This is a genomic window from Kribbella sp. CA-247076 (genome assembly GCF_050942445.1).
Classification (GTDB): domain Bacteria; phylum Actinomycetota; class Actinomycetes; order Propionibacteriales; family Kribbellaceae; genus Kribbella.
The window spans coordinates 3,042,969-3,066,711 of the sequence record NZ_CP192051.1; the positions used below are offsets into that span (position 1 = coordinate 3,042,969).

General features: G+C 70.1%; 21 protein-coding genes and 1 riboswitch. Of the genes, 16 read left to right on the forward strand and 5 right to left on the reverse strand.

The window, feature by feature from the left end:
• Positions 1 to 13 precede the first annotated feature (13 nt).
• Positions 14 to 370, forward strand: a complete 357-nt coding sequence (locus tag ACQPYZ_RS14440) for a VOC family protein (RefSeq protein WP_433168325.1) — start codon at positions 14 to 16, stop codon at positions 368 to 370.
• A 9-nt stretch (positions 371 to 379) separates the two neighbouring features.
• Here the strand turns inward: ACQPYZ_RS14440 and ACQPYZ_RS14445 are convergent, their stop codons facing one another.
• A complete protein-coding gene (locus ACQPYZ_RS14445) occupies positions 380 to 985 on the reverse strand; it encodes a GNAT family N-acetyltransferase (RefSeq protein WP_433168327.1) in 606 nt (201 codons plus the stop codon).
• A gap of 18 nt (positions 986 to 1,003) precedes the next feature.
• Positions 1,004 to 2,188 carry a DUF418 domain-containing protein gene (locus ACQPYZ_RS14450; protein ID WP_433168328.1) on the reverse strand — a complete coding sequence of 395 codons (1,185 nt, stop codon included), beginning with the start codon at positions 2,186 to 2,188 and terminating at the stop codon, positions 1,004 to 1,006.
• A 192-nt stretch (positions 2,189 to 2,380) separates the two neighbouring features.
• On the opposite strand from ACQPYZ_RS14450, the gene paaA reads away from it, so the two are divergent.
• The 5 genes from paaA to paaE are packed head-to-tail and all read left to right on the forward strand — an operon-like array spanning position 2,381 to position 5,877.
• Positions 2,381 to 3,301 (forward strand): 1,2-phenylacetyl-CoA epoxidase subunit PaaA, encoded by a 921-nt coding sequence (gene paaA, locus ACQPYZ_RS14455; RefSeq protein ID WP_433168330.1) that lies wholly within the window; start codon positions 2,381 to 2,383, stop codon positions 3,299 to 3,301.
• Positions 3,298 to 3,579 carry a 1,2-phenylacetyl-CoA epoxidase subunit PaaB gene (gene paaB / locus ACQPYZ_RS14460; protein ID WP_360146066.1) on the forward strand — a complete coding sequence of 94 codons (282 nt, stop codon included), beginning with the start codon at positions 3,298 to 3,300 and terminating at the stop codon, positions 3,577 to 3,579. The genes paaA and paaB overlap by 4 nt, the downstream gene beginning before the upstream one ends.
• Positions 3,576 to 4,316 (forward strand): 1,2-phenylacetyl-CoA epoxidase subunit PaaC, encoded by a 741-nt coding sequence (gene paaC, locus ACQPYZ_RS14465; protein ID WP_433168332.1) that lies wholly within the window; start codon positions 3,576 to 3,578, stop codon positions 4,314 to 4,316. The genes paaB and paaC overlap by 4 nt, the downstream gene beginning before the upstream one ends.
• On the forward strand, positions 4,310 to 4,789 hold the full coding sequence (paaD, locus tag ACQPYZ_RS14470; protein WP_433168334.1) for a 1,2-phenylacetyl-CoA epoxidase subunit PaaD: 480 nt from the start codon (positions 4,310 to 4,312) through the stop codon (positions 4,787 to 4,789). The genes paaC and paaD overlap by 7 nt, the downstream gene beginning before the upstream one ends.
• Complete coding sequence (paaE, locus tag ACQPYZ_RS14475; RefSeq protein WP_433168336.1) at positions 4,789 to 5,877, forward strand: 1,2-phenylacetyl-CoA epoxidase subunit PaaE; 1,089 nt, start codon at positions 4,789 to 4,791, stop codon at positions 5,875 to 5,877. Before paaD ends, paaE begins: the two co-directional genes overlap by 1 nt.
• Before the next feature lie 273 nt (positions 5,878 to 6,150).
• Here the strand turns inward: paaE and argG are convergent, their stop codons facing one another.
• Positions 6,151 to 7,584 (reverse strand): argininosuccinate synthase, encoded by a 1,434-nt coding sequence (gene argG, locus ACQPYZ_RS14480; RefSeq protein ID WP_433168338.1) that lies wholly within the window; start codon positions 7,582 to 7,584, stop codon positions 6,151 to 6,153.
• A 210-nt stretch (positions 7,585 to 7,794) separates the two neighbouring features.
• Here argG and ACQPYZ_RS14485 point away from each other — a divergent pair, with 210 nt between their 5' ends.
• The 4 genes from ACQPYZ_RS14485 to ACQPYZ_RS14500 all read left to right on the forward strand — a co-directional run bounded on the left by ACQPYZ_RS14485 (position 7,795) and on the right by ACQPYZ_RS14500 (position 12,441).
• Complete coding sequence (locus ACQPYZ_RS14485) at positions 7,795 to 8,385, forward strand: metal-dependent hydrolase (protein WP_433168340.1); 591 nt, start codon at positions 7,795 to 7,797, stop codon at positions 8,383 to 8,385.
• A 389-nt stretch (positions 8,386 to 8,774) separates the two neighbouring features.
• Complete coding sequence (gene dapA, locus ACQPYZ_RS14490) at positions 8,775 to 9,689, forward strand: 4-hydroxy-tetrahydrodipicolinate synthase (protein ID WP_433168342.1); 915 nt, start codon at positions 8,775 to 8,777, stop codon at positions 9,687 to 9,689.
• The gene (locus tag ACQPYZ_RS14495) at positions 9,686 to 11,380 is read left to right on the forward strand and encodes a ribonuclease J (RefSeq protein WP_433168344.1); all 1,695 of its coding nucleotides are present in this window, start codon (positions 9,686 to 9,688) and stop codon (positions 11,378 to 11,380) included. Before dapA ends, ACQPYZ_RS14495 begins: the two co-directional genes overlap by 4 nt.
• 29 nt (positions 11,381 to 11,409) lie before the next feature.
• On the forward strand, positions 11,410 to 12,441 hold the full coding sequence (locus ACQPYZ_RS14500) for a LacI family DNA-binding transcriptional regulator (protein WP_132315415.1): 1,032 nt from the start codon (positions 11,410 to 11,412) through the stop codon (positions 12,439 to 12,441).
• A 1-nt stretch (position 12,442) separates the two neighbouring features.
• On the opposite strand, the gene ACQPYZ_RS14505 is transcribed toward ACQPYZ_RS14500, so the two are convergent.
• Positions 12,443 to 13,522 carry a fatty acid desaturase family protein gene (locus ACQPYZ_RS14505; RefSeq protein WP_433168346.1) on the reverse strand — a complete coding sequence of 360 codons (1,080 nt, stop codon included), beginning with the start codon at positions 13,520 to 13,522 and terminating at the stop codon, positions 12,443 to 12,445.
• A 165-nt stretch (positions 13,523 to 13,687) separates the two neighbouring features.
• Here ACQPYZ_RS14505 and ACQPYZ_RS14510 point away from each other — a divergent pair, with 165 nt between their 5' ends.
• Entirely contained in the window at positions 13,688 to 15,211 is a 1,524-nt protein-coding gene (locus tag ACQPYZ_RS14510) for an alkaline phosphatase D family protein (RefSeq protein ID WP_433168348.1), read from the forward strand.
• Positions 15,212 to 15,340: 129 nt separating this feature from the next.
• Positions 15,341 to 17,422, forward strand: coding sequence for a prolyl oligopeptidase family serine peptidase (locus tag ACQPYZ_RS14515; RefSeq protein WP_433168350.1), 2,082 nt, complete (start codon positions 15,341 to 15,343; stop codon positions 17,420 to 17,422).
• A 10-nt stretch (positions 17,423 to 17,432) separates the two neighbouring features.
• Here ACQPYZ_RS14515 and ACQPYZ_RS14520 read toward each other — a convergent pair whose 3' ends face one another.
• On the reverse strand, positions 17,433 to 18,797 hold the full coding sequence (locus tag ACQPYZ_RS14520; protein ID WP_433168352.1) for an aminotransferase class V-fold PLP-dependent enzyme: 1,365 nt from the start codon (positions 18,795 to 18,797) through the stop codon (positions 17,433 to 17,435).
• 16 nt (positions 18,798 to 18,813) lie between these two features.
• Positions 18,814 to 18,927: riboswitch (SAM riboswitch) on the reverse strand.
• A 100-nt stretch (positions 18,928 to 19,027) separates the two neighbouring features.
• Between ACQPYZ_RS14520 and ACQPYZ_RS14525 the strand changes: the two genes are divergently transcribed.
• From ACQPYZ_RS14525 to ACQPYZ_RS14540, 4 genes are all read left to right on the forward strand, one after another.
• Entirely contained in the window at positions 19,028 to 19,543 is a 516-nt protein-coding gene (locus ACQPYZ_RS14525; protein WP_433168354.1) for a DinB family protein, read from the forward strand.
• Between the two features lie 135 nt (positions 19,544 to 19,678).
• On the forward strand, positions 19,679 to 20,467 hold the full coding sequence (locus tag ACQPYZ_RS14530; RefSeq protein WP_433168355.1) for a DUF4184 family protein: 789 nt from the start codon (positions 19,679 to 19,681) through the stop codon (positions 20,465 to 20,467).
• Between the two features lie 51 nt (positions 20,468 to 20,518).
• Positions 20,519 to 23,134 carry a DNA translocase FtsK 4TM domain-containing protein gene (locus ACQPYZ_RS14535; protein ID WP_433168357.1) on the forward strand — a complete coding sequence of 872 codons (2,616 nt, stop codon included), beginning with the start codon at positions 20,519 to 20,521 and terminating at the stop codon, positions 23,132 to 23,134.
• Position 23,135: 1 nt separating this feature from the next.
• On the forward strand, positions 23,136 to 23,702 hold the full coding sequence (locus ACQPYZ_RS14540) for a hypothetical protein (RefSeq protein ID WP_433168359.1): 567 nt from the start codon (positions 23,136 to 23,138) through the stop codon (positions 23,700 to 23,702).
• Positions 23,703 to 23,743 lie beyond the last annotated feature (41 nt).

Below are 23,743 nucleotides of genomic sequence, written 5' to 3' on the forward strand. Positions count from 1 at the left end.
ATGGCCGCGCTCGGTGGGTACGACTTCCCGATGCGTTCCGGACGGCTTCGCCACCTGGGACGAGTGGGCCGACGCGCACGACATCCCGGTCGATCAGCGCAACGCGGGCCGCACCCTGGTCGACAAGGAACGCGGCACCCGGCCGGACATCTTCTTCCTCCGCGTCCCGGAGTCCAAACAGGTCAAGAACCGCGTCCACCTCGACATCAAGGTCGCCCAGGGCCTCGACGCCGATGCCCGCCGGACGGCGATCGAGGCGGAGGCGGAGCGGCTGGTCCAGCTGGGAGCGTCGGTCGCGGAGCGGATGGAGGCCGACGGCTTCCACCTGATCATGCGCGATCCCGAGGGCAACGAGTTCTGCCTGGCCTGAGCCCGGCGGTCAGTCCGACGGGCTCGGGTCGGTGTGCAGCCGGATCTGCTTGATCCGGACGGACTCGTCGCCGTACAGGTCGAGCTCGCGGTGCGCGCCGTCGGGAGCCCAGCCGGCCTCGGTGTAGAAGGCGCGCAGGACGTCGTCGGTCGAGTTGACCCACACGGTGACCCGGCCGAAGCCGTCGGCGCGGACGGTGTCGACCACCGCGTTCAGCAGGCGCGAGCCGTGGCCGGCCCGGGTGGCCTCGGGCTTGACCGCGAGCTCGGCGATCAGCGCGTCCCGCTGCGGGTCGGTGTCCGGGTCGTCCGACGGCGTGATCGCGGCGAACCCGACCAACGTCCGGCCCGCCAGCGCGACCATCACCCGGTTCCGCGCCTCACCGGGCGCGATCAGCGCAGCCCGCCATTGTGCGGCGAACTGCGCCGGGTCGAGCTCGGCGAGGACGTCGGCCGGCAGCAGCCCGGCATACGACGTCCGCCAGGCGGCGACCTGGATCTCGCCGATCTCGCTCGCCTCGGCCGGAAGCGCCAGCCGCACACTCGTCTCGGCCACCGGGCTGTCGCCGGACAGGTCGGAGAGGTTGGCGGGTTCCGGGACGCCGAAGTCGCTCATACCCGCCATCCTCCCAAGTCAGTAGACGAGCTTCCGCAGCAGGGTCTCGGCCGGACCCCGGGAGGAACGCCGGCTCATCGCGTAGGCACCGAGGACGGAGACGAGCCACACCCCGAGCGCGACCAGCGCCGCGGTGTACGCCGTACTGCCGAGGTCGAGGTCGAGCGTGAAGGGCGCCAGCAGGACCATCCAGGCGACCGACTGGAACAGGTAGCCGGACAGCGAGCGCTGACCGAGGGCGGAGATCGCCTGGACCGGCAGCGTCCGGCTCTTCAGGCGGGCGACCAGCAGACCGAACAGGGCGACGTACCCAGGTCCGCCGAACATGCCGCTGACGTGCGACAGGTAGCTCAGCGAGTCGACCGCGGCCGCGTCGACGTGCAGCCAGCCGGCGCCGACGAGGGCGAGCGGCAGACCACCGATGATCGTGATGCTCAGGCCAGCGACGGCGACCCTGGTCAGCAGGCGCCGGTGGGTGGCCGGGTTCTCCAGGATCTGCCGGCGGGCGGCCCAGATCCCGAGCCAGACGACCATGACGAATCCGATCACGCTCGCCGTGTGCAGCGGGTACTCGTGCAACCTGGCGACCAGGCTCTCGCCGTACGAGCCGGCTGCGAGGGACGGGTTCGGGCTATTGGTGAGCGGAGCCGCCGGACCGGAGCTGTTGACCATGGCCGTGACTGCCTGGAAGCCCGTGAAGAGCACGTAGAGGATCTCGAAGACCCAGATGCCGAGCACGATCCGGTGGAACTTGTCGCCGCGGTTGAGCAGAACGAGGGTGCAAAGGATTCCGACGATGCCGTACGCACCGAGGAAGTCACCGAAGTACAGCAGCGTCGCGTGCAGGAGGCCGAAGGCGATCAGCCAGCCGTCCCGCTTCAGCAGGATCTTTCGGACGGTGCCGGTGGTCGCACCCGCGGACCGCTGCCGCCGGGCGAGTTGGACCAGGCCGTAGCCGAACATCACCGCGAAGACCGGGTAGGCCCGGGCGTCCACGAAGGTCAGCTTGAGGAGGTTGAGCACGCGCTCGAGGCCGTGCGGCGTGCTGTCGACGCCGGGCTGGCCGGCGAACGCGAAGTTGGCGCTGTTCGCCAGGCCGATCAGCAGCAGCATCGCGCCGCGGATCAGGTCCGGCGCGAGCGCCCGCTCGGCGCGTGTGACCGGTCCGCGGTGATCGGCGGCCGGGAGGGACGTCGTACTCATGGGATCCACCCTTGATCGGAAGCTGTTCGGAAACTGTGCAAGCCCTGCACTGAAAGCTTCGCGGGCAGACGGGTTCGACCCCAGCGCGCTGTCACCACTTCCCGGGGTGGGCCTAGCACCACCTGTCCGACTTTGTGACACTTGTGCGCTGATCTGGACAGGAAGTGTCACATCTCGGCTATGCTGGCCGGCATGGACGACAGCTTCCAGGCGACCATCGACGCCGACGGCCGGATCGAGCCGCGGGACGCGATGCCGGAGGGGTACCGCAAGACCCTGATCCGGCAGATCGCGCAGCACGCGCACTCCGAGATCATCGGCATGCAGCCGGAGGGCAACTGGATCAGTCGCGCGCCGTCGCTGCGCCGCAAGGCGATCCTGATGGCGAAGGTGCAGGACGAGGCCGGCCACGGGCTCTACCTGTACGCCGCCGCCGAGACCCTCGGCGTGGACCGGGCGGACCTGCTCGACCTGCTGCACAGCGGGAAGCAGAAGTACTCCAGCATCTTCAACTACCCGACCCTCACCTGGGCCGACATCGGCGCGATCGGCTGGCTGGTCGACGGCGCCGCGATCGTGAACCAGGTCCCGCTGTGCCGCTGCTCGTACGGGCCGTACGCGCGGGCGATGGTCCGGGTGTGCAAGGAGGAGTCGTTCCACCAGCGGCAGGGGTTCGAGATCCTGCACACGCTGTGCAACGGCACCGAGGCGCAGAAGGCGATGGCGCAGGACGCCCTCGACCGGTGGTGGTGGCCGTCGCTGATGATGTTCGGCCCGCCGGACTCCGCGTCCACGCACTCGGAGCAGTCGATGGCGTGGGGGATCAAGCGGCACAGCAACGACGAGCTGCGTCAGCGGTTCGTCGACATGACCGTGCCGCAGGCCGACGTACTCGGGCTGCGGGTGCCCGACGACGGGCTGGCGTACGACGAGGAGACCGGGCACTACCGGTTCACCGAGCCGGACTACACCGAGCTGTACGACGTGGTGAAGGGCAACGGGCCGTGCAACCAGCAGCGGCTGGCGCACCGGGTGAAGGCGCACGAGGACGGCGCCTGGGTCCGCGAGGCCGCGGCGGCCTACGCGGCGAAGCAAGCCGAGCGTGCCGCATGAGCGTCGAGCCCCTGTGGGAGGTGTTCGTCCGGTCGCGTCGTGGCCTGTCGCACACCCATGTCGGCAGCCTGCACGCGCCGGACGCGACCATGGCGCTCCGCAACGCGCGCGACGTGTACACCCGCCGGCAGGAGGGGGTGTCGATCTGGGTCGTGCGCGCGGCCGACATCACCGCGTCCAGCCCGGACGAGAAGGACGAGTTCTTCGACCCGGCCGGCGACAAGGTCTACCGGCACCCGACCTTCTATCAGGTCCCGGAAGGCGTCGAGCACCTGTGAACGACCTCTTCGTCTACACGCTCCGCCTCGGCGACGACGCGCTGATCTCCGCGCAGCGCACCGCCGAGTGGATCGCGGCCGCCCCGCAGCTCGAGGAAGACGTTGCTCTGGGCAACATCGGGCTGGACCAGCTCGGCCAGGCCCGCTCACTGCTGCAGTACGCCGGGCAGGTCGAGGGGGAAGGGCGCTCCGAGGACGACCTCGCCTACTTCCGGGACGAGCGGGACTTCCTCAACCTGCAGCTGTGCGAGCTCCCGAACGGCGACTTCGCGCACGCCATGGCCCGCCTGCTGTACTTCGCGACGTACCAGCAACTGCTGTACGAAGAGCTGCTCCGGTGTGCCGACGAGACGCTGTCCGGCGTGGCCGGCAAGGCGGTCAAGGAGGTCGCGTACCACGTCGACCACGCGACCCAGTGGGTGCTGCGCCTCGGCGACGGGACCGAGGAGAGCCACCGCCGGATGCAGGCCGGGCTGGACGCGCTGTGGCCGTACACCGGGGAGATGTTCGAGTCCGACGACCTCGTACGTCGCCTCGAGGTCGCCGTCGACCCGTCGTCGCTCCACGACGAGTGGGAGCGCCGGGTGCTGGCAGTCGTCGACGAATCCACGTGCAGTCGGCCGTCGGCGTCGTACCAGCACGGTGGCGGCCGGTCCGGTCGGCACACCGAGCACCTGGGGTATCTGCTGGCGGAGTTGCAGCACGTGGCGCGGTCGCATCCGGGGGCGACATGGTGAGCGACACGGCCATCCTCGAGGCCGTCGGTGAGGTGGCCGACCCGGAGGTGCCGGTGCTGACGATCGCGGACCTCGGCGTACTGCGCGGGGTCCGGCACGAGGGTGACGAGGTCGTGGTGACCATCACTCCGACGTACTCCGGCTGTCCGGCGATGGACGTGATCCGGCACGAGGTCGAGCTGACTCTGCAGTCGTTGCACGTCGACGGGCGGGTCGAGACCGTGCTGTCGCCGGCGTGGACGACTGACTGGATGAGTGACGAGGGCAAGGCGAAGCTGGTCGAGTACGGTATCGCTCCGCCGACCGGACGGCGCGCGGTCGGCGGTCCGGTGATGCTGAGCCTGACGATCCGCTGCCCGCTGTGCGGATCGCCGGACACGGTCGAGCTCAGCCGCTTCGGCTCCACGTCCTGCAAGTCGCTGTGGCGGTGCAACAGCTGCCGCGAGCCCTTCGACCACTTCAAGGCGCTGTGATGACGACGACCACCCTGCCGCGGCGGCGCGCCGTCTTCCACCCGTTGAAGGTGGCCGCGATCGAGGCGATCACCGACGACTCGGTGGCGATCACCTTCGCGGTGCCGCCGGAGCTCGCGGACGAGTACGAGTTCAGCGCGGGTCAGCATCTGACCATCCGGCGTACCGGTGAGGACGTCCGGCGCAGCTACTCGATCTGCTCGCCGGCCGGGTCCGGCGTACTGCGGATCGGCGTGAAACGGATCCCCGGCGGCGAGTTCTCGGCGTACGCCGCGCACGAGCTGAAGGTCGGCGACGAGCTCGAGGTGATGACCCCGCTCGGCCGGTTCGGTACGACGCTCGACCCGGCGAACGCCAAGCACTACGCCTTCGTGGCCGCGGGCAGTGGCATCACGCCGGTGCTCTCCCTCGTCGCGACGATCCTCGCGACCGAGCCGTCGAGCCGGGTCACGCTGCTCTACGGCAACCGGACCGCGGGGTCGGTGATGTTCGCCGACGAGCTGGCCGACCTGAAGGACCGGTACGCCGAGCGGTTCCACCTGGTGCACGTGCTGTCGCGGGAGACGACCGAGGTGGAGCTGTTCAGCGGGCGGATCGACGCCGAGCGCCTGGAGCGGATGTTCACCACGATCCTCCCGGTCGGGTCGGTCGACGAGTGGTTCCTTTGCGGGCCGTACGCGATGGTCGTCGGCGCGCAGGAGTTGCTGCTCGGCCAAGGCGTCGCGCGCGAACACGTGCACGCCGAGCTCTTCCACGTCGGCGACGAGGCGCCCGCGGCTCCGGTCGAGGAGGCGCCGGTCGACGAGGACGCCGCTCAGGTCACGGTGATCCTGGACGGTCGCCGGTCCACGTTCGCCCTGGCCGAGCACTCGAAGGCGGTCCTCGACGCGACCCTCGCCGTACGCTCCGACGCGCCGTTCGCCTGCAAGGGCGGCGTCTGCGGCACCTGCCGCGCGAAGGTCCTGGAGGGGTCCGTCCGCATGGACACCAACTGGGCGCTCGAACCCGACGAGATCCGCGCCGGCTACGTCCTCACCTGCCAGTCCCACCCCACCACCCCCGAAGTCACCCTCGACTTCGACGCCTAACCCCTTCGCCTGGTCAACCACGCCCGCCCCACTTGCGTGGTCACGACGCTCGACCCATTTGCCTGGTTAACCAGCCAAATGGCGGGTTCTCCACCCTGACTCCGGGTGGAGAACCCTCCAACTGCGTGGTTAACCAGCCAAATGGGGCGGGGGCGGTCGGTGCCGGGCACTGGATGCGGGCGGGGCGGTCCGTGCTGGGCTGGTGGTCGGGGCGGTCGGTGCTGGGCTGGTGTTCGGGGTGGGGGCCGGTGCCGGGGAGCCGGGTCGGGTGGGTCAGTCGGTGCCGGATTCCATGGCGGCGCGGTCCAGGAGTTCGTCCTCTTCGGAGGCCTCGCCGCGGGAGGCGATGGCCTCGGCGCCGCCGGTCGGCATCGCGCCGATCAGGTCGGTGGACGAGGCGAGCGCGGGGTTGGCGGAGCCGAACATGCCGAGGCCGGCGTACTGCTCGAGCTTCGACCGGGAGTCGGCGATGTCCAGGTTCCGCATCGTCAGCTGGCCGATCCGGTCGACCGGGCCGAACGCGGAGTCCTCGATCCGCTCCATCGACAGCTTGTCCGGGTGGTAGCTGAGCGCCGGGCCGGTGGTGTCGAGGATCGAGTAGTCCTCGCCCCGCCGCAGCCGCAGCGTGACCTCGCCAGTGACCGCCGTACCGACCCACCGCTGCAGGGACTCCCGCAGCATCAGCGACTGCGGGTCGAGCCAGCGGCCTTCGTACATCAGCCGCCCGAGCTTCCGGCCCTCGGTGTGGTAGCTCGCCAGCGTGTCCTCGTTGTGGATCGCGTTCACCAGCCGCTCGTACGCCGCGTGCAGCAGCGCCATCCCGGGTGCCTCGTAGATCCCGCGCGACTTCGCCTCGATCACCCGGTTCTCGATCTGGTCGGACATGCCCATGCCGTGCCGGCCGCCGATCGCGTTGGCCTCCAGCACCAGGTCGACCGCGGAACCGAACTCCTTGCCGTTGATCGTCACCGGCCGGCCCTGCTCGAAGCCGATGCTGACGTCCTCCGGCGAGATCTCGACCGCCGGGTCCCAGTGCTTGACGCCCATGATCGGGTCGACGGTCTCGATCCCGGTGTCGAGGTGCTCCAGCGTCTTCGCCTCGTGGGTGGCGCCCCAGATGTTCGCGTCGGTGGAGTACGCCTTCTCGGTGCTGTCCCGGTACGGCAGGCCGTGCGCGACCAGCCACTCCGACATCTCCTTGCGGCCGCCGAGCTCGGTGACGAAGTCCGCGTCCAGCCACGGCTTGTAGATCCGCAGGTACGGGTTCGCCAGCAGGCCGTAGCGGTAGAACCGCTCGATGTCGTTGCCCTTGAACGTCGATCCGTCGCCCCAGATCTGGACGTCGTCGTCGAGCATCGCCCGGACCAGCAGCGTCCCGGTCACCGCCCGCCCGATCGGGGTGGTGTTGAAGTACGTCCGCCCGGCCGACCGGATGTGGAACGCACCACACGCGAGCGCGGCCAGCCCCTCCTCGACCAGCGCCGCCCGGCAGTCCACCAGACGGGTGATCTCGGCGCCGTACGCCGTCGCGCGGCCGGGGACCGAGGCGATGTCGGGCTCGTCGTACTGACCGAGGTCGGCCGTGTAGGTGCAGGGGATCGCTCCCTTGTCCCGCATCCACGCGACCGCGACCGACGTGTCGAGACCACCCGAGAAGGCGATCCCGACCCGCTCACCGACAGGAAGAGACGTCAAAACCTTGGACACAGGAAAAGTATGCACTCCCCTGAATGATTATGCAAACCCGCCGACCGCGAGCCGGCCACTTTGGGCGTCGTCTGAGTACGCCGGGACGCGTACGACGGAAAGCCGGTGCACAAAGTGGCTGTGACTGGTGGGATCAGCGTGGCTGGTGGGGGAGGTGGGGCGTTGCTGGGAGGATGGGGCGAAGGTGAGCGAGGGGAGTGGGGCGCCATGATGGGGCGGTCGCATGCGTTGACGGGGTGGTGTGCGGGGCTGGTGGTGGCGCCGTTGATCGGGTTGGGGACGGTGGCCGAGGTGGTCCCGTTCGCGGCGGCGACCGCCGGCTACGCCCTCGTGCCGGATCTCGACCACCCGCACGCTCGCGCATCCCGGCTGGTCGGGCCGATCACGCGCATCGTCTCCGAGGCGGTCCGCGCGTTCTCCGGCGTGCTCTACCGGCTCACCAAGGGGCCGCGCGACGAGGACAGCACCGGCAAGCACCGGCACGCGACCCACACGCTCGTCGCCGCGATCCTGCTCGGCATGCTCGCCGCCAGCGCGGGAGACCGCGGCAAGTGGGCCGTCCTGGCGGTCGCCGTCACCGGTCTGCTGCTGGCCGCCGACGTACTCGGTGACTGGCTGATCGTCCTGGTGCTCGGCGCCACCGCGTGGACGGCGACCGGTACGGCGTTGCCCGGTACGACGACCGCGGACGCCGTACAGGCCGGCCTCACCGGGATCGGCGGCTGGATCGGCGTGGCCGTCGCACTCGGGATGTTCGTCCACTGTCTCGGTGACAGCCTGACCCGGTCCGGCTGCCCGTAGCTGTGGCCGCTGCCGATCCGCGGGGAGACCTGGTACGAGATCCGCCTGCCACGGCCGCTCCGTTTCCGTACCAACGGCTGGTTCGAGCGCCTGATCGTCGTACCCGTCCTCCTCGCCGCCGCCGTACTCCTCCTGCCCGGCGCCCTCCCCACCCTCGAACGCCTCACCACCGCGACCTCGATCTGGCTCGCCGGTCGGTGACAGTGAGCGATAGTGAAATCACAGAGCGTGGAAGCAGAAATTTTTCCGGACTTTTTTGAGGGAAGCTGTAACGCCTACCGAGTCCGGCCCGATAGGACGAGTGAGCCTGGTGGCTGCCCGGACCCCCGAGCGGACAGCCATCAGGCCTACTCATTTCTCAGAGGCTTCGGAGCGGTAATCTGACCCCCATGTCCTCAGCAGCTACCTCGGCCTCGCCGGCGCCGCCCTTCGGGCGGTTGACGACGGCGATGATCACCCCGTTCCGGCCCGACGGCTCGCTCGATCTCGACGCTGCGCAGAAGGTCGCGACGTACCTCGTCGACCGCGGAAACGAAGCGCTCATCGTCAACGGGACGACGGGCGAGGCCCCGACCACCTCCGACCAGGAGAAGGTCCAGTTGGTCGAGGCGGTGCTGGCGGCCGTCGGGGACCGAGCCACGGTGGTCGCCGGGGTCGGCACCAACGACACCCGGCACACGATCGAGTGCGCGCGGCAGGCGGAGGCCGCCGGCGCCCACGGGCTGCTGGTCGTCACGCCGTACTACAACAAGCCTCCGCAGGACGGGCTGCGCGCGCACTTCACCGCGGTCGCCGACGCCACCGGCTTGCCGAACATGGTGTACGACATCCCCGGCCGGGCCGGCGTGGAGGTCAAGACCGAGACGCTGATCGCGCTCGCCGAGCACCCGCGGATCGTCGCGGTGAAGGATGCCAAGGGCGACCTCGCCGGGACCACCAAGGTGCTCGCGAACACCGATCTGTTCTACTACTGCGGTGCCGACGAGCTGAACTTCGCCTCGCTGGCGATCGGTGCGGTCGGCATCGCCAGTGTCGTCGCGCACGTCGCGAGCCCGGAGTACCGGCAACTGATCGACGCCGTGGTGGCCGGCGACCTCGCCACCGCACGAGAGATCGACCGACGGCTGGTGCCCGCCGTCGAGGCGATCATGACCAGGACCCAGGGCGCCATCATGGTGAAGGCCGCGCTCACGCTGGCCGGCGTCATCGAGCACGCGACACTCCGGTCGCCGTTGGTTGAGGCGACCGTCGAGCAAGTGGACCGGCTCACCACCGATCTGAAACAGGCAGGACTGATTGCATGAGCCATCCCCATCCCGATCTCGACGCGCCCGGGCCGCTGGCCCCGGGCGCTTTGCGGGTCATCCCGCTCGGCGGCCTCGGCGAGGTCGGCCGCAATATGACCGTGTTCGAGTACGACGGCAAGCTGCTGATCGTCGACTGCGGCGTACTGTTCCCGGACGAGAACCAGCCCGGCGTGGACCTGATCCTGCCGGGCTTCCAGCCGATCCGGGACCGGCTCGACGACATCGTCGCGGTCGTCCTGACCCACGGCCACGAGGACCACATCGGCGGCCTGCCCTACCTGCTGCGTGAGCGGGGCGACATCCCGGTCGTCGGGTCGCAGCTCACGCTCGCGCTGCTCGAGGGCAAGCTGAAGGAGCACCGGCACCGCAACGTGCCGCAGCAGACTGTGGTCGAGGGCGAGTCGCTCCAGATCGGCCCGTTCGTCTGTGAGTTCATCGCGGTGAACCACTCGATCCCGGACGCGCTCGCGGTCGCGATCAAGACTCCGGCCGGCCTGGTGCTGCACACCGGCGACTTCAAGATGGACCAGTTGCCGCTGGACAACCGGATCACCGATCTGCGCGCGTTCGCCCGGCTCGGCGAGGAGGGCGTGGACCTGTTCTGCGTCGACTCCACGAACTCCGAGGTCCCCGGCTTCACCACCCACGAGCGCGACATCGCGCCGGTGCTGGACGGCGTCTTCACCAAGGCGAAGAACCAGCGGATCATCGTCGCCTGCTTCGCCTCGCACGTGCACCGCGTCCAGCAGGTGATGGACGCGGCCGTAAAGCACCGCCGCAAGGTCGCGTACGTCGGCCGCTCGATGGTCCGCAACATGGGTGTGGCCCGTGATCTCGGCTTCCTGAACGTCCCGGGCGACACGCTGATCGACATGCGCGAGCTGGACAACTACCCGCCCGAGCAGGTCGTGCTGGTCTCGACCGGTTCCCAGGGCGAGCCGATGTCGGCGCTGTCCCGGATCGCGGCCAACGACCACCACGTCGTTCAGATCCAGCCGGGCGACACCGTCGTACTGGCGTCCTCGCTGATCCCCGGCAACGAGAACTCGGTCTACCGGGTGATCAACGGGCTGACCCGGCACGGCGCGAACGTGGTCCACAAGGGCAACGCGCTGGTGCACGTGTCCGGTCACGCCAGCGCCGGCGAGCTGCTGTACTGCTACAACATCGTCAAGCCGCGCAACGTGATGCCGGTGCACGGCGAGATCCGGCACCTGCACGCGAACGCCGAGCTGGCCGTCCGGACCGGCGTACCGGCGCAGAACGTGGTGGTCGTCGAGGACGGGGTGGTGGTCGACCTGATCGACCGCAAGGCCGTCGTGGCCGGCAAGGTCGACTGCGGGTACGTGTTCGTCGACGGGTCGACGGTCGGCGACATCACCGAGACCTCGCTGAAGGACCGCCGGATCCTCGGCGACGAGGGTTTCATCTCGGTGATCGCGGTGATGGACTCCGTGACCGGCAAACTGACGGCTGGGCCGGAGATCCAGGCGCGCGGCTTCGCCGAGGACGACACCGTCTTCGACGACCTGAAGCCGAGGATCGAGGCCGAGATCGAGAAGGCGATCGGCAGCGGCGTGGACGACATGTACCAGCTGCAGCAGGTGATCCGCCGGGTGGTCGGCAAGTGGGTCAGCGACACCCACCGCCGCCGCCCGATGATCATCCCGGTCGTCGTCGAGAGCTGACCGGGACAACTGGGGAGAGAGGGGCGGCGATGACCATCAGCGGAGTGAACGGGACGGGCCAGCGCCGGCCCACCATGAAGGAGGTCGCGGCCCGGGCCGGGGTCGCGCTGAAGACCGTGTCCCGGGTGGTGAACGAGGAGCCGAACGTCAGCCCGGAGCTGACCGCCAAGGTCCAGGCCGCGATCAAGGAGCTCAACTACACCCCGAACGAGAGCGCCCGGATGCTGCGCCGGGGCAAGACCGGGACGATCGCCGTGGTGATCCGCGACATCGGCGACCCGTTCTTCGCCTCGCTCGGTCGGGCGGTCGAGCTGTGGGCCCGGTCGTCCGGGTCGGTGGTGATGATCGGCCTCACCGACGAGGATCCGGACCGGGAGCGCGACGTCTGCCTGGAGTTCGTCGCCCGTCGCCCGGACGCGCTGATCATGGCGCCGATCGGCGAGACCCAGGAGTACCTCGCGCCACACGTGGACGCCGGGATGGCGGTGGTCACGATCGACCGCCCGGCGCACGGGATCGAGGCGGACGCCGTACTGGCCGACAACGCCGGCGGGATCGACCAGGCGATCGACCACCTCGTCCGGCAGGGCCACCGGCGGATCGCGTACCTCGGCGACGACGAGCGGATCTTCACCGCTCGCGAACGCGTGGTCGCTTACCGGGCCGCGATGGCCAGGCACCGGATCGAGGTGGACGAAGATCTGGTCCACCTGTCCGAGCCGACGACGGAGGGCATCGGCATCACGCTGTCCGCCGTACTCGACCGGCCGGAGCCGGCCACCGCGTTGCTGTCGGCGAACAACATGACGACCGCCGAGGTACTGCGCGGTCTCGCCGGCCGGCGGGACCAGGTCGCGCTGGTGTCGTTCGACGACCTCGCCCTCGGCGACCTGCTCAGCCCAGGGCTGACCGCGGTCGCGCAGTCGGCCGACGTGATGGCCCGTACGGCGATCCAGTTGATGACGGAGCGCCTCCCGGAGCCCCACCGCCCGGGCCGCACGGTCCGCGTCCCGGTGAAGCTCACCATCCGCGGCTCGGGCGAGATCCCACCCGCCGGCTGAGCTATTTCCGGTAGGCCGTCACGAGGGGGCACTGGAACGGGTCGCGCGCCCGGAGACCGACATTGTTCAGGTAGTCGACGACGATCCGGTACGACGTGAGCAGTCCGACCTCGGTGTACGTGACGCCGTGCAGTTCGCAGTACTCGCGGACGATCGGCCGGACGTGGCGGAGGTTCGGCCGCGGCATGCTCGGGAAGAGGTGGTGCTCGATCTGGTAGTTCAGGCCGCCCATCGCGAAGTCGGTCAGGACCCCGCCGCGGATGTTGCGTGACATCAGCACCTGCCGCCGGAGGAAGTCGAGCTTCATGGTGGCGGGGACGATCGGCATGCCCTTGTGGTTCGGCGCGAAAGCGGCGCCGAGGCAGACGCCGAACACGGCCAGTTGGAGGCCGAGGAACGCGCTCGCCTTGCCGATCGGCAGGAGAACGTAGAGCGCGGTGACGTAGGCTCCGAGCCTCGAGACCACGACCGCCGCTTCGACGCGTTCGAGCCGGGTCGCCCCGCGGCGGAACAGGTACCGCAGGCTCGAGGCGTGCAGGCCGATCCCTTCCAGCGTCAGCAGCGGGAAGAACAGCCAGCCCTGCCGGGCCGCGATCCACCGGCCGAACGGTCCGCGCCGGGCGACCGCGTCCGGATGGAAGGCGATGGCGTCGAGCTCGACGTCGGGGTCCTTGCCCACCTGGTTCGGCGCGTTGTGGTGCCGGTTGTGCTTGTGCCGCCACCAGTTGACGCTCATGCCGGCGACCACGCCCGCGAGCACGCGCCCGGTCCAGTCGTTCAGCGTGGCGGAGTCGAAGATCTGCCGGTGTGCGCTGTCGTGGCTGAGGAAGGCGACCTGGACGAGGACGAGGGCGAGCGCGCCGGCGACCAGCAGTTGGTACCAGGAGTCGCCGACCAGGACGACGGCCGTGGCGATCGCGGCGAGCGCCACCGGCACGGACCCGAGCCGGATCGCGTAGTACCGGTACCGGCGGCGCAACAGCCCGAGATCCCGGACGGTGTGGAGGAGATCGCTGTAGAGGCTCGCGTGGCGCTGCTGTGCGCCCCGCGGATGAACGTCGTCGGCAAGCGAGTGCGACACGTGAACTGCTCCGTCCTGCGGGGCGGGGGTCGACGGGCTCGTCGGCGTCCACCGAACCATGCCCGGTACCGCCCGGCAACCGGGGGCCGGAGCGTCCCGGGTGAGTTGTCAGGGCGTTCGCTCCGAGGCCATACCGCTGTCATTCGGCTCGGCCACATTCGTCACATGAACCTGAGCCGCCGCCAGCTCCTGGCCGCATCGACCGTCGCGGGCGCGTCCCTGGCCCTGCCGGGGACCGCCGCCGCGACGCCCCACCTCGTCCGCCGCGGCCGCCCCGGGCTGCCGTCCGGGATCATGTCCGGTGACGTGAGCGCGAGCTCCGCCGTCGTCTGGTCCCGCACCGACCGCCGCGCCCGCCTGGTCGTCGACCTGACCAGCCACGGCCGGTTCGACCGGTCGATCCGGTTGCGCGGCCCGGTCACCGGACCCGAGCACGACTACACCGCGCAGCTCCCGCTGAAGGGCCTGCGCCCGGGGCAGCGCTACGACTACCGGATCGCGTTCGAGGACTCCGACGGCCGCCGCGGCGAGTCGCTCGAGGGTTCGTTCAGTACGCCGGGCCGCAACCGCGGACTGTCCTTCGTCTGGACCGGCGACACCGCCGGCCAGGGCTACGGGATCAACCCGGAGTTTGGCGGCATGATCGCGTACCGGGCGATGCACGACACCCGGCCGGACTTCTTCCTGCACTCCGGCGACAACATCTACGCCGACGGCCCGATCGCCGCCGAGGTGGAGGTTGCCGACGGCACCATCTGGAAGAACGTGGTAACCGAGGAGGTCGCCAAGGTCGCGGAGACGCTGGCCGAGTACCGCGGCCGGTACAAGTACAACCTGCTCGACGACCACGTGCGCGCGTTGTACGCCGACGTACCGATCGTCAGCCAGTGGGACGACCACGAGACGGTGAACAACTGGTACCCCGGGGAGATCCTGACCGACGACCGGTACACCGAGAAGCGGGTCGACGTGCTCGCCGCCCGGGCCCGGAAGGCGTTCCTCGAGTACCTGCCGATGGAATACACCGCGGGTCGTGGCCGGCTCTACCGGAAGGTGAGCTACGGGCCGCTGCTGGACATCTTCTGCCTCGACATGCGGACCTACCGCGACGCCAACCCGAAGCCGGACGTGCCGGGCGAGGTCGCGATCCTCGGCCGGGAGCAGGCCGAGTGGCTGGTCCGCGAGGTGTCCCGGTCGAAGGCGACCTGGAAGGTGATCGCCAGCGACATGCCGATCGGCGTGCTGGTCCCGGACGGCACCGAGATCGAGGCGGTCGCCAACGGCCTGCCGGGGGCTCCAGGTGGCCGCGAGCACGAGATCGCCTGGGTCCTGCGCCAGTTCAAGCGGCGCAAGGTCCGCAACGCGATCTGGCTGACCGCGGACGTGCACTACTGCGCCGCGCACCACTACGACCCGTCGCGGGCGTCGTTCACCGACTTCGACCCGTTCTGGGAGCTGGTCGCCGGGCCGGTCAACGCCGGCACGTTCGGGCCGAACGCGCTCGACCCGACGTTCGGGCCGAAGGTGGAGTTCGTCAAGGCCGCCGACTTCCCGAACCAGCCGCCGAGCGGCGGCAACCAGTTCTTCGGCCACGTCGACATCGACCCGCGCACCGGCGTCTTCACCGCGTCGCTGCGCGACCTGTACGGCAGCGTCCTCTGGACCAAGGACATCCACCCGAAGCGGTGAGCGATCGCGGGGAGGCCTCCTGGGGCCCGTCGTACTCACCGGCCCCGGCGCCTGTGCGGAATGCCGCCCACCGGAGGCCGGTGGGTACGACGCTCACCCGCGGAGGAACCGGCGGTTAGGTTTGTTCCCATGACCTACCCGGAGAGCCGCCGCGACGACGTGGTCGAAACCTTGCACGGGCGCCAGATCGCCGATCCGTACCGCTGGCTGGAGGACCCCGACGCGCCGGACACGCAGGACTGGGTGACCCGGCAGAACGCCTTCACCGAGGCCGAGCTGTCGACGTACCCGGAGCGCGCGTGGTTCCAGCGCACGATGTCCGCGATCCTGGCCCGGCCGCGGGCCGGCGTACCGGTGAAGAAGGCCGGCTGGTACTTCGTCGGCCGCAACGACGGCACCCAGGCGCAGGACGTGGTGTACGTCGCCGAGTCGCTCGACGAACTCGTCTCCGGCGGCCGGGTGCTGATCGACCCGAACACGCTGTCCGAGGACGGCACCGACTCGCTCGGCTCGTTCACGGTCAGCCCGGACGGCAAGTACTTCGCGTACGGCGTCAACGAGAGCGGCAGCGACTGGACGACGTTCCGCCTGCTCGACATCGCCACCGGCACACCGGTCGACGACGTGGTCAACGAGGCGAAGTTCTGCGAGGCCACGTGGCTGCCGGACAGCTCGGCGTACCTCTACCTGCACTACCCGGCCAGCGGGCGCAGCGAAGGCACCGAGACGGCTTCGCTCACCGGCGGCCGGCTGATGCTGCACAAGGTCGGCACGCCGCAGTCCCTTGACGAACTGGTGCTCAGCTTCCCGGAGAACGACCGGTACTTCATCACGCCGGAGGTCTCCGAGGACGACCGGTACCTCGTCGTCCACATCACCGAGGGCACCGATCCCGCCACCCGGTTGTGGGTCTACCCGATCACCTCCGACGGGCTCGGCGAGCCGGTCAAGCTGGTGGACGAGTTCGCCGACGAGCTCACCTTCGTCCGGATGTCGGGCGACGACCTCGTTCTGCGCACCGATCGGGACGCGCCGCGCGGTCGCGTGGTACTCGCCTCACTGGACGGCGCCTTCACCGACCTCGTCCCGGAAGGTGACGGCACGATGCAGGCCGTCCGCGGCACGGCGTCCGGCCTGGCCGTGCTGACACTGGCGGACGCGCAGCCGGTGCTGACCTTGTACGCGCTGGACGGCTCGGACGCACGTGTCGTCGACGCACCCGGCGGGGGAGTGGTCGGCCTGAACGCCTCGGCGGAGCACGACGAGGTCTTCGTCGGCCTGTCGACCCCGACGGACCCGACCCTGTCGTACGTCGTCTCCGCCTCGGCCGGCGAGGTCCGCGCCCTGCCCGAGCTCGTCCGCGGATCGGGCGGCTTCACCTCACCGACGATCTCCGTCGAGCGCCGGCTCGAGCCCGGCCGCGAGGTGCCGTACTTCGTCATCAGCCGAGCCGACCTGGACTACTCCGCACCGCGCCCGACCATGCTCTACGGGTACGGCGGCTTCCGCATCCCGATCCTGGCCGAGTACCGGCCCGGCTGGCCGGCCTGGCTCGCGGCCGGGGGAGTCCTGGTGATCGCGAACCTCCGCGGCGGCGGTGAGTACGGCAGCGAGTGGCACGACGCCGGCCGGCTGAAGAACAAGCAGAACGTCTTCGACGACTTCATCGCGGTCGCCGAGCACCTTCGCGACACCGGGATCACCACTCCGGAGCAGCTCGCGATCCACGGCCGCAGCAACGGCGGTCTGCTCGTCGGAGCCGCGATGACGCAGCGGCCGGACCTGTTCGCGGTCGCGCTGCCGGGCGTGGGCGTGATGGACATGCTTCGCTTCCACCTCTTCACGGTGGGCGCGGCATGGGTCTCGGACTTCGGCCACCCGGACGACCCCGACCAGTTCGCCGACCTGCTGGCGTACTCGCCACTCCACCGGTTGCGCGACGGAACGGCGTACCCGGCGACGCTCGTGGTCACCGGTGACCACGACGACCGGGTGGTGCCGTTGCACAGCCACAAGTTCATCGCCGCGTTGCAGCACGCCCAGTCCGCTTCCGTACCCGTCTTGACTCGTGTCGAGGTCAACACCGGCCACGGCTTCGGGAAGCCTGCTGCGATGATCGCGTCCGAGTGGGCGGACCTACTGGCGTTCGCTGCTCACCACGTAGGTCTCGTGCCACCTGAGCACGTCGGTCTGGTTCCTCCTGAGCAGTAGGAGGGGTGGGTCACCAGATCCGCGGGGCCTGGAGGTCGCGGGGGTCGTCGGCCGGCTGACAGCCGTGCGCCGACTCCTCGTACTCCGTCCGCGGTCCGCTGGTGGCCAGCGTCCGTACGGCGTCGACGAGCCGGTCGACGTGCTCCCGGGTCGTCCCGAGGCCGAGGCTCGCCCGGACGGCGGTGCCGTGCTCGGGGGAGTCGGCGAGCAGGTGACCGACCAGCGGGTGCGCACAGAACTTGCCGTCCCGGACACCGATCCCGTACTCGGCGCTCAGCGCGGCCGACACCAGCGTCGAGGTCAGCCCGGCGACGGTGAAACAGACCGTGCCCACGCGGTCGGCGTCCGCGCCGAAGATCGAGTACGTCGTCACGCCGGGAATCTGCGCGAGACCGGTACGGAGCCGCGCGAGCAGGCTGCGCTCGTGCTGCTCGATCGCGTCCCGGTGCTTGCTGATCGCGGCGCAGGCCGAGGCGAGGGCGATCGCGCCGATCACGTTGGGGGAGCCGCCCTCGTGCCGCGCCGGGCCGGTCGCCCAGACCACGAGATCGTCGGTGACCGCGGTGGTCGCGCCGCCGCCGTACAGGTAGGGCTCGGCGGCGTCCAGCCAGTCGGCGCGGCCGATCAGCGCGCCGGCGCCGTACGGGGCGTAGAGCTTGTGGCCGGACAGCGCGACCCAGTCGACGTCGAGCTCGGCGATGTCGACCGGCCGGTGCGGCGCGAGTTGTGCGGCGTCCAGGCAGACCCGGGCGCCGTGGGCCTTGGCGACGGCGGCGATCTCCGCGACCGGGAAGATCTCACCGGTGACGTTGGACGCGCCGGTCACGACGACCAGCCGCGGGCCCTCGGGCGCGTTCCGGAGCGCGTCGGCGACGGTGCTCACGGCATCGTTCGGCGTTCTGGGGGCCTTGAGGCGGACGGTCCGCTCGGCCGGCCAGGGGAGCAGCGCGGCGTGGTGCTCCGACTCGAACACGATCACGGTCGCGTCCGCCGGGAGGGTGTGCGCGAGCAGGTTGAGCGCGTCGGTGGTCTGCCGGGTGAAGATCACCTGGTCGTCGGCGCGGGCACCGACGAAGGCGTGCGCCTCGGCGCGCGCCCGCTCGTACCACTGCGTGGTGATCCGGGACGCGTACCCGTTGCCACGGTGCACCGACGCGTACGACGGCAGCGCGGCCTCGACACTGGCGCGGACCGACTCCAGACACGGAGCGCTCGCGCCGTGGTCGAAGTTGGCGTAGTCGGTGACGCGGCCGTCGGCCAGCGGGACCAGCAGGTCCGAGCCGACGGTGGCGGGGATGCTGCCGGTCGCGAGCCGGGCGGTGGTGGGCCGCGGGGTCGTCGTACTGGCAGGCTCGAGGATGGAGAGGATCGACATGCTGCTGCTCCCAGGAAGTCCGCACTTGCCGAACGGGGTATCCGCACGGCCTGGTCTTCACCCGGGGCACCCCACCGCGGAGGAGGGTTGCCGGCCAGCGAGCCGGGGCTTGGCGCTGGCACTCATGACCTGCCGAAGACGGTAACGAACGGGATACGGGGTACGCCAGCGCCTATCTCATGTGATGAGATTGGCGAACACATCGTGGACAGATTTCGAGTGAGGAACGCATGACCTGGACAGCACCTGCCGTCGAACGCCCGGACGGTTCACTGACGGCGCCCGAGTCCGAGCTGCTCCGGGGGTACCTGGATTTCTACCGCACCACCTTGCTGTTCAAGTGCGCCGGCCTGACCGCGGAACAGCTGGCGGAGCGGCCGTCGCCGCCCTCGAACCTGTCGCTGCTCGGGCTGATCCGGCACCTGACCAAGGTGGAGCGGATCTGGTTCCGGATCCACTTCGCCACCGAACCGGCCGACCCCGTCTTTCCGCCCGAGCTCGGCAAGGACGCGGACTTCGAGCTGATCGATCCCGCGCGCGCCGAAGCGGAGTACGAAGGGCTGATCGCGGAGTGGAAGCTGTCCGACGAGGCCGCGGCCGGACGCTCGCTCGACGAGCGGTTCACCTTCAAGGGCACGGAGTCGACGCTCCGGATGATCTACATCCACCTGATCGGCGAGTACGCCCGCCACTGCGGCCACGCCGACCTCCTCCGCGAACAACTCGACGGCACGACCGGCGCCTGACGCCTGACGCTGACGCCTGACGTCACCTGACGACTGATGTCGACCGGACGCCTGACGTCGACCGGAGCTGCTCGACGGCACGACGCCTGATTGTTGCCTCTGGCGACGACCTTGGGAGCTTCTAAGCTCCGGCCCATGCCGTTCACGCTCGCGCACCCGGCCGCCGTCCTGCCACTCGCCCGGCGCCCGCTGGTCGCCTCGGCACTGGTCGCGGGCGCGGTGGCGCCGGACCTGCTGTATCTCGATCCGCTCTACCGCTTCGCGACCCAGCAGATCCACGGCAGCCTGACGCTGACCCTCACCCACGAGTTCTCGTCGGCCTTCTGGCTCGACCCGCTGATCGCGCTGATCCTCCTCACGGTCTTCCACCTGCTGATCAGGCGCCCACTCGCAGCCCTCGCTCCCGCCGGTGTCGCTGCCCGTCTCCCTGTCCCGCCGCGCCTCACGATCATCGTCCTGTTCTGGACCACCGTCTCCGCCGTCCTCGGCGCCCTCACCCACGTGGTCTGGGATTCTTTCACCCACGGCGACGGCTACTTCGTCCGCCGGTTCCCCGACTTCTTCCGCGCCGAGGTGACCGCCACCTGGGACGTCAACCGCGTCCTCCAGTACGTCAGCACGGTCGGCGGCTGCCTGATCCTGGCGATCTGGCTCTACCGCTGGTACCGCCGGACCGCGCCACTGAATCCAACCGACCAGGTGCCGTCCTCGGTTCGGTACGTCGTACTCGCCGGCACAACCGCGGCGGGTGTCGCCGGGGCCGCCGTACAGGTCGGACGAGCCGAGGAACTCGCCGGTGAGACCGCTTTGCGGCTGGCCCTGACCGGGCTTGTCTTCGGCGGTCTGGCCGCGGTCGGAGGGTACGTCGTCCTCTGGCACCTGATGCGGTGGCGTCGTCGTGACGCTACGGATGGGGCAGCGTGATCGGCGTGTGACACGTGTGACTCGAGAGGTAATCGGGGTAGCCTGCTAAGCATGGCGACCCGCACGTCTTCCCCGGCGCGGGCGCAGAAGTCGGCAGCCAACCGGCCGAGTACGGCCCGGTCGGCTGCTGGTGGACGCTCCCGTCCGTCAGGCGCCCAGAAGCGTGGGCAGAGCGCGAAGCGCGGTGGCTCCACCGCCGCGCGGACCAGCACGCCCAAAAACAGCGGACCGGGCCCGTTCGCGGCCGCCATGATCGCCCTCGGCCGGGGCATCGTGAAGGTCTGGATCGGTATCGCGCACCTGCTCGGCAGCATGGTCCGCGGGATCGGCAACGGCGCCCGCGACCTCGATCCAGAGCACCGCCGCGACGGCGCCGGCCTGTTCCTGATCGGCTTGGCGGTCGTCGTGGCCGCCGCCATCTGGTGGGACCTGCCGGGGGCCGTCGGCAACGGCCTGCGGACCGTCGTCGGCGGCAGCGTCGGCATGCTCGGCTGGGCCGTCCCGCTGATGCTGCTGTTCATCGCGCTCCGCACCCTGCGCCACCCGGACCGCAACGGCCCGGCCGGTCGCCAGGTGATCGGCTGGACCGCCGTCTCGCTCGGGATCCTCGGCCTGGTCCACATCGCCAACGGCCTGCCGCGTCCCGGCAACCCGGCCGACGGCCCGCTGCAGGACGCCGGCGGCGCGATCGGGTACGTCGTCTCCTCGCTGCTGTCCGACCTGCTCACGCAGTACGTCGCCGCCCCGCTGCTCGTCCTGCTCTCGATCTTCGGCGCCCTGGTGATCACCGGCACCCCGGTCTACGCGATCCCGCTCCGCGTTCGCGCGGCCTTCGACGTACTGATGGGCCGGACGGCGCTGCCGGAGGACGCGCCGTCGGTGGCGGCCGCGCCGACCGACGACACCGTCCGGCTGACCCGCAAGGAGCGCCGGGCGAAGGCGGCCGCCGAGGAAGAGGACGGCGAGCCGACCGTCAAGCCGTACGACTCGCCGGTGCTCGAGGGGCGTGAGCTCACCAAGCGCGGGCGGAAGTCGAAGGCGGCACCGCCCGTGCCGGACGAGGAGCCGTTCGACGCCGACGCGGCCGCCGTACCGTCGCCGTCGCCGCTGGTTGCCCCCGGCAAGCCCTCGGAGTCGCCGCCGGAGCCGCCGCCGCACACGCCGCTGCCGCAGCGGGTGGAGCAGCTCAGCCTGTCCGGCGACATCACGTACACGCTGCCCGACGGGCAGATGCTCAAGCCCGGCTCGGTACACAAGGCCCGGACCAAGGCGTCCGACCAGGTCGTCGACCGGCTCACCGAGGTGTTCGAGCAGTTCGGCATCGACGCGCAGGTCACCGGCTACACCCGTGGCCCGACCGTCACCCGGTACGAGGTCGAGCTCGGCTCGGCGGTGAAGGTCGAGAAGGTCACCGCGCTGTCGAAGAACATCGCCTACGCGGTCGCGTCGGCCGACGTCCGGATCCTGTCGCCGATCCCGGGCAAGTCCGCGATCGGCATCGAGATCCCGAACACCGACAAGGAGATCGTCAGCCTCGGCGACGTGATCCGGAGCGCCACCGCCCGCAACGACCATCACCCGATGGTGGCCGGGCTCGGCAAGGACGTCGAGGGCGGCTTCGTCGTCGCGAACATGGCGAAGATGCCGCACCTGCTGGTCGCCGGCGCCACCGGTTCGGGTAAGTCGTCGTTCGTGAACTCGCTGATCACCTCGATCCTGATGCGGGCCACGCCCGACGAGGTGCGGATGATCCTGGTCGACCCCAAGCGGGTCGAGCTGAACAACTACGAGGGCATCCCGCACCTGATCACCCCGATCATCACCAACGCCAAGAAGGCCGCCGAGGCGCTGCAGTGGGTCGTCCGCGAGATGGACATGCGGTACGACGACCTGGCCGCGTTCGGGTTCCGGCACGTCGACGACTTCAACAAGGCGGTCCGGGCCGGGAAGGTGAAGCCGCCACCCGGGTCCGAGCGAGTGCTGTCGCCGTACCCCTATCTGCTGGTGATCGTCGACGAGCTGGCCGATCTGATGATGGTCGCCCCGCGCGACGTCGAGGACTCGATCGTCCGGATCACCCAGCTGGCCCGGGCGGCCGGCATCCACCTGGTGCTCGCCACCCAGCGGCCGTCGGTGGACGTGGTCACCGGTCTGATCAAGGCGAACGTGCCGTCGCGGCTGGCGTTCGCGACCTCGTCGCTGGCCGACAGCCGGGTCATCCTCGACCAGCCGGGTGCGGAGAAGCTGGTCGGCCAGGGCGACGGCCTGTTCCTGCCGATGGGCGCGAGCAAGCCGATGCGGATCCAGGGTGCCTGGGTGACCGAGTCCGAGATCCGCGGCGTGGTCGACCACTGCAAGGAGCAGCTGCAGCCGACGTACCGCGAGGACGTCACCGCCGCGGCCGGTCCGAGCAAGGAGCTCGACGACGAGATCGGCGACGACCTCGACCTGGTGGTGCAGGCGGCCGAGCTGATCGTTTCCACGCAGTTCGGCTCCACCTCGATGCTGCAGCGGAAGCTCCGGGTCGGTTTCGCCAAGGCGGGCCGGCTGATGGACATCCTGGAGAGCCGGGGCGTGGTCGGGCCGAGCGAGGGATCCAAGGCCCGCGACGTGCTGGTGAAACCCGACGACCTAGAGGACTTCATCGCCACCCTGCGAGGAGAGTGACGTGACCGCCGCGAGCGCTTTGCCCAGGCAAGAACGCTTCGACCTCGACCCGGAGCCGGTGCCGTTCACCATCCGCGCCTCCCAGAAGGTGCACGGCGGCCTGGCCCTCGGCGCCGGCCTGGTCGCGATCGGCTTCGCCGCGTCCGCGTCCACCACGCCGACCGGCGTACTGCGCTGGATCGCAGCTGGCGCCTTCGCCGTACTGGCCCTGGTCTGCGCGCGGGCGCTGACGGTGGGGGACATGCTGGTGGCCGACGAGGTCGGCATCCGGTTGCGGATCCGGAACGAGTGGATCGGTACCCGGTGGGAGGACATCGAGGAGGTGACGGTGCTGAAGCGCCGGCACCCGCTGGACGACGGGCGGATCGCCGTCCACCTGCACGATCCCGGACCGGTGCTGGGCGCGATGCCGAGTTCGACTCGCAAGACAACTGATGCGAATCGTCGGTTGACCGGCTCCTCGCTCGCGGTACCGTTCGGACTGACGGCGCGGCCGTCGCACGGGGAAGTGGTGCGGGCCCTGCACATGCTGGCAGACGCCAGATGCCCGGTCAGGGAACAACTCTGACTCGTCCGTGACCCCGCCGTACCAGGACCGTTGAGTTGATG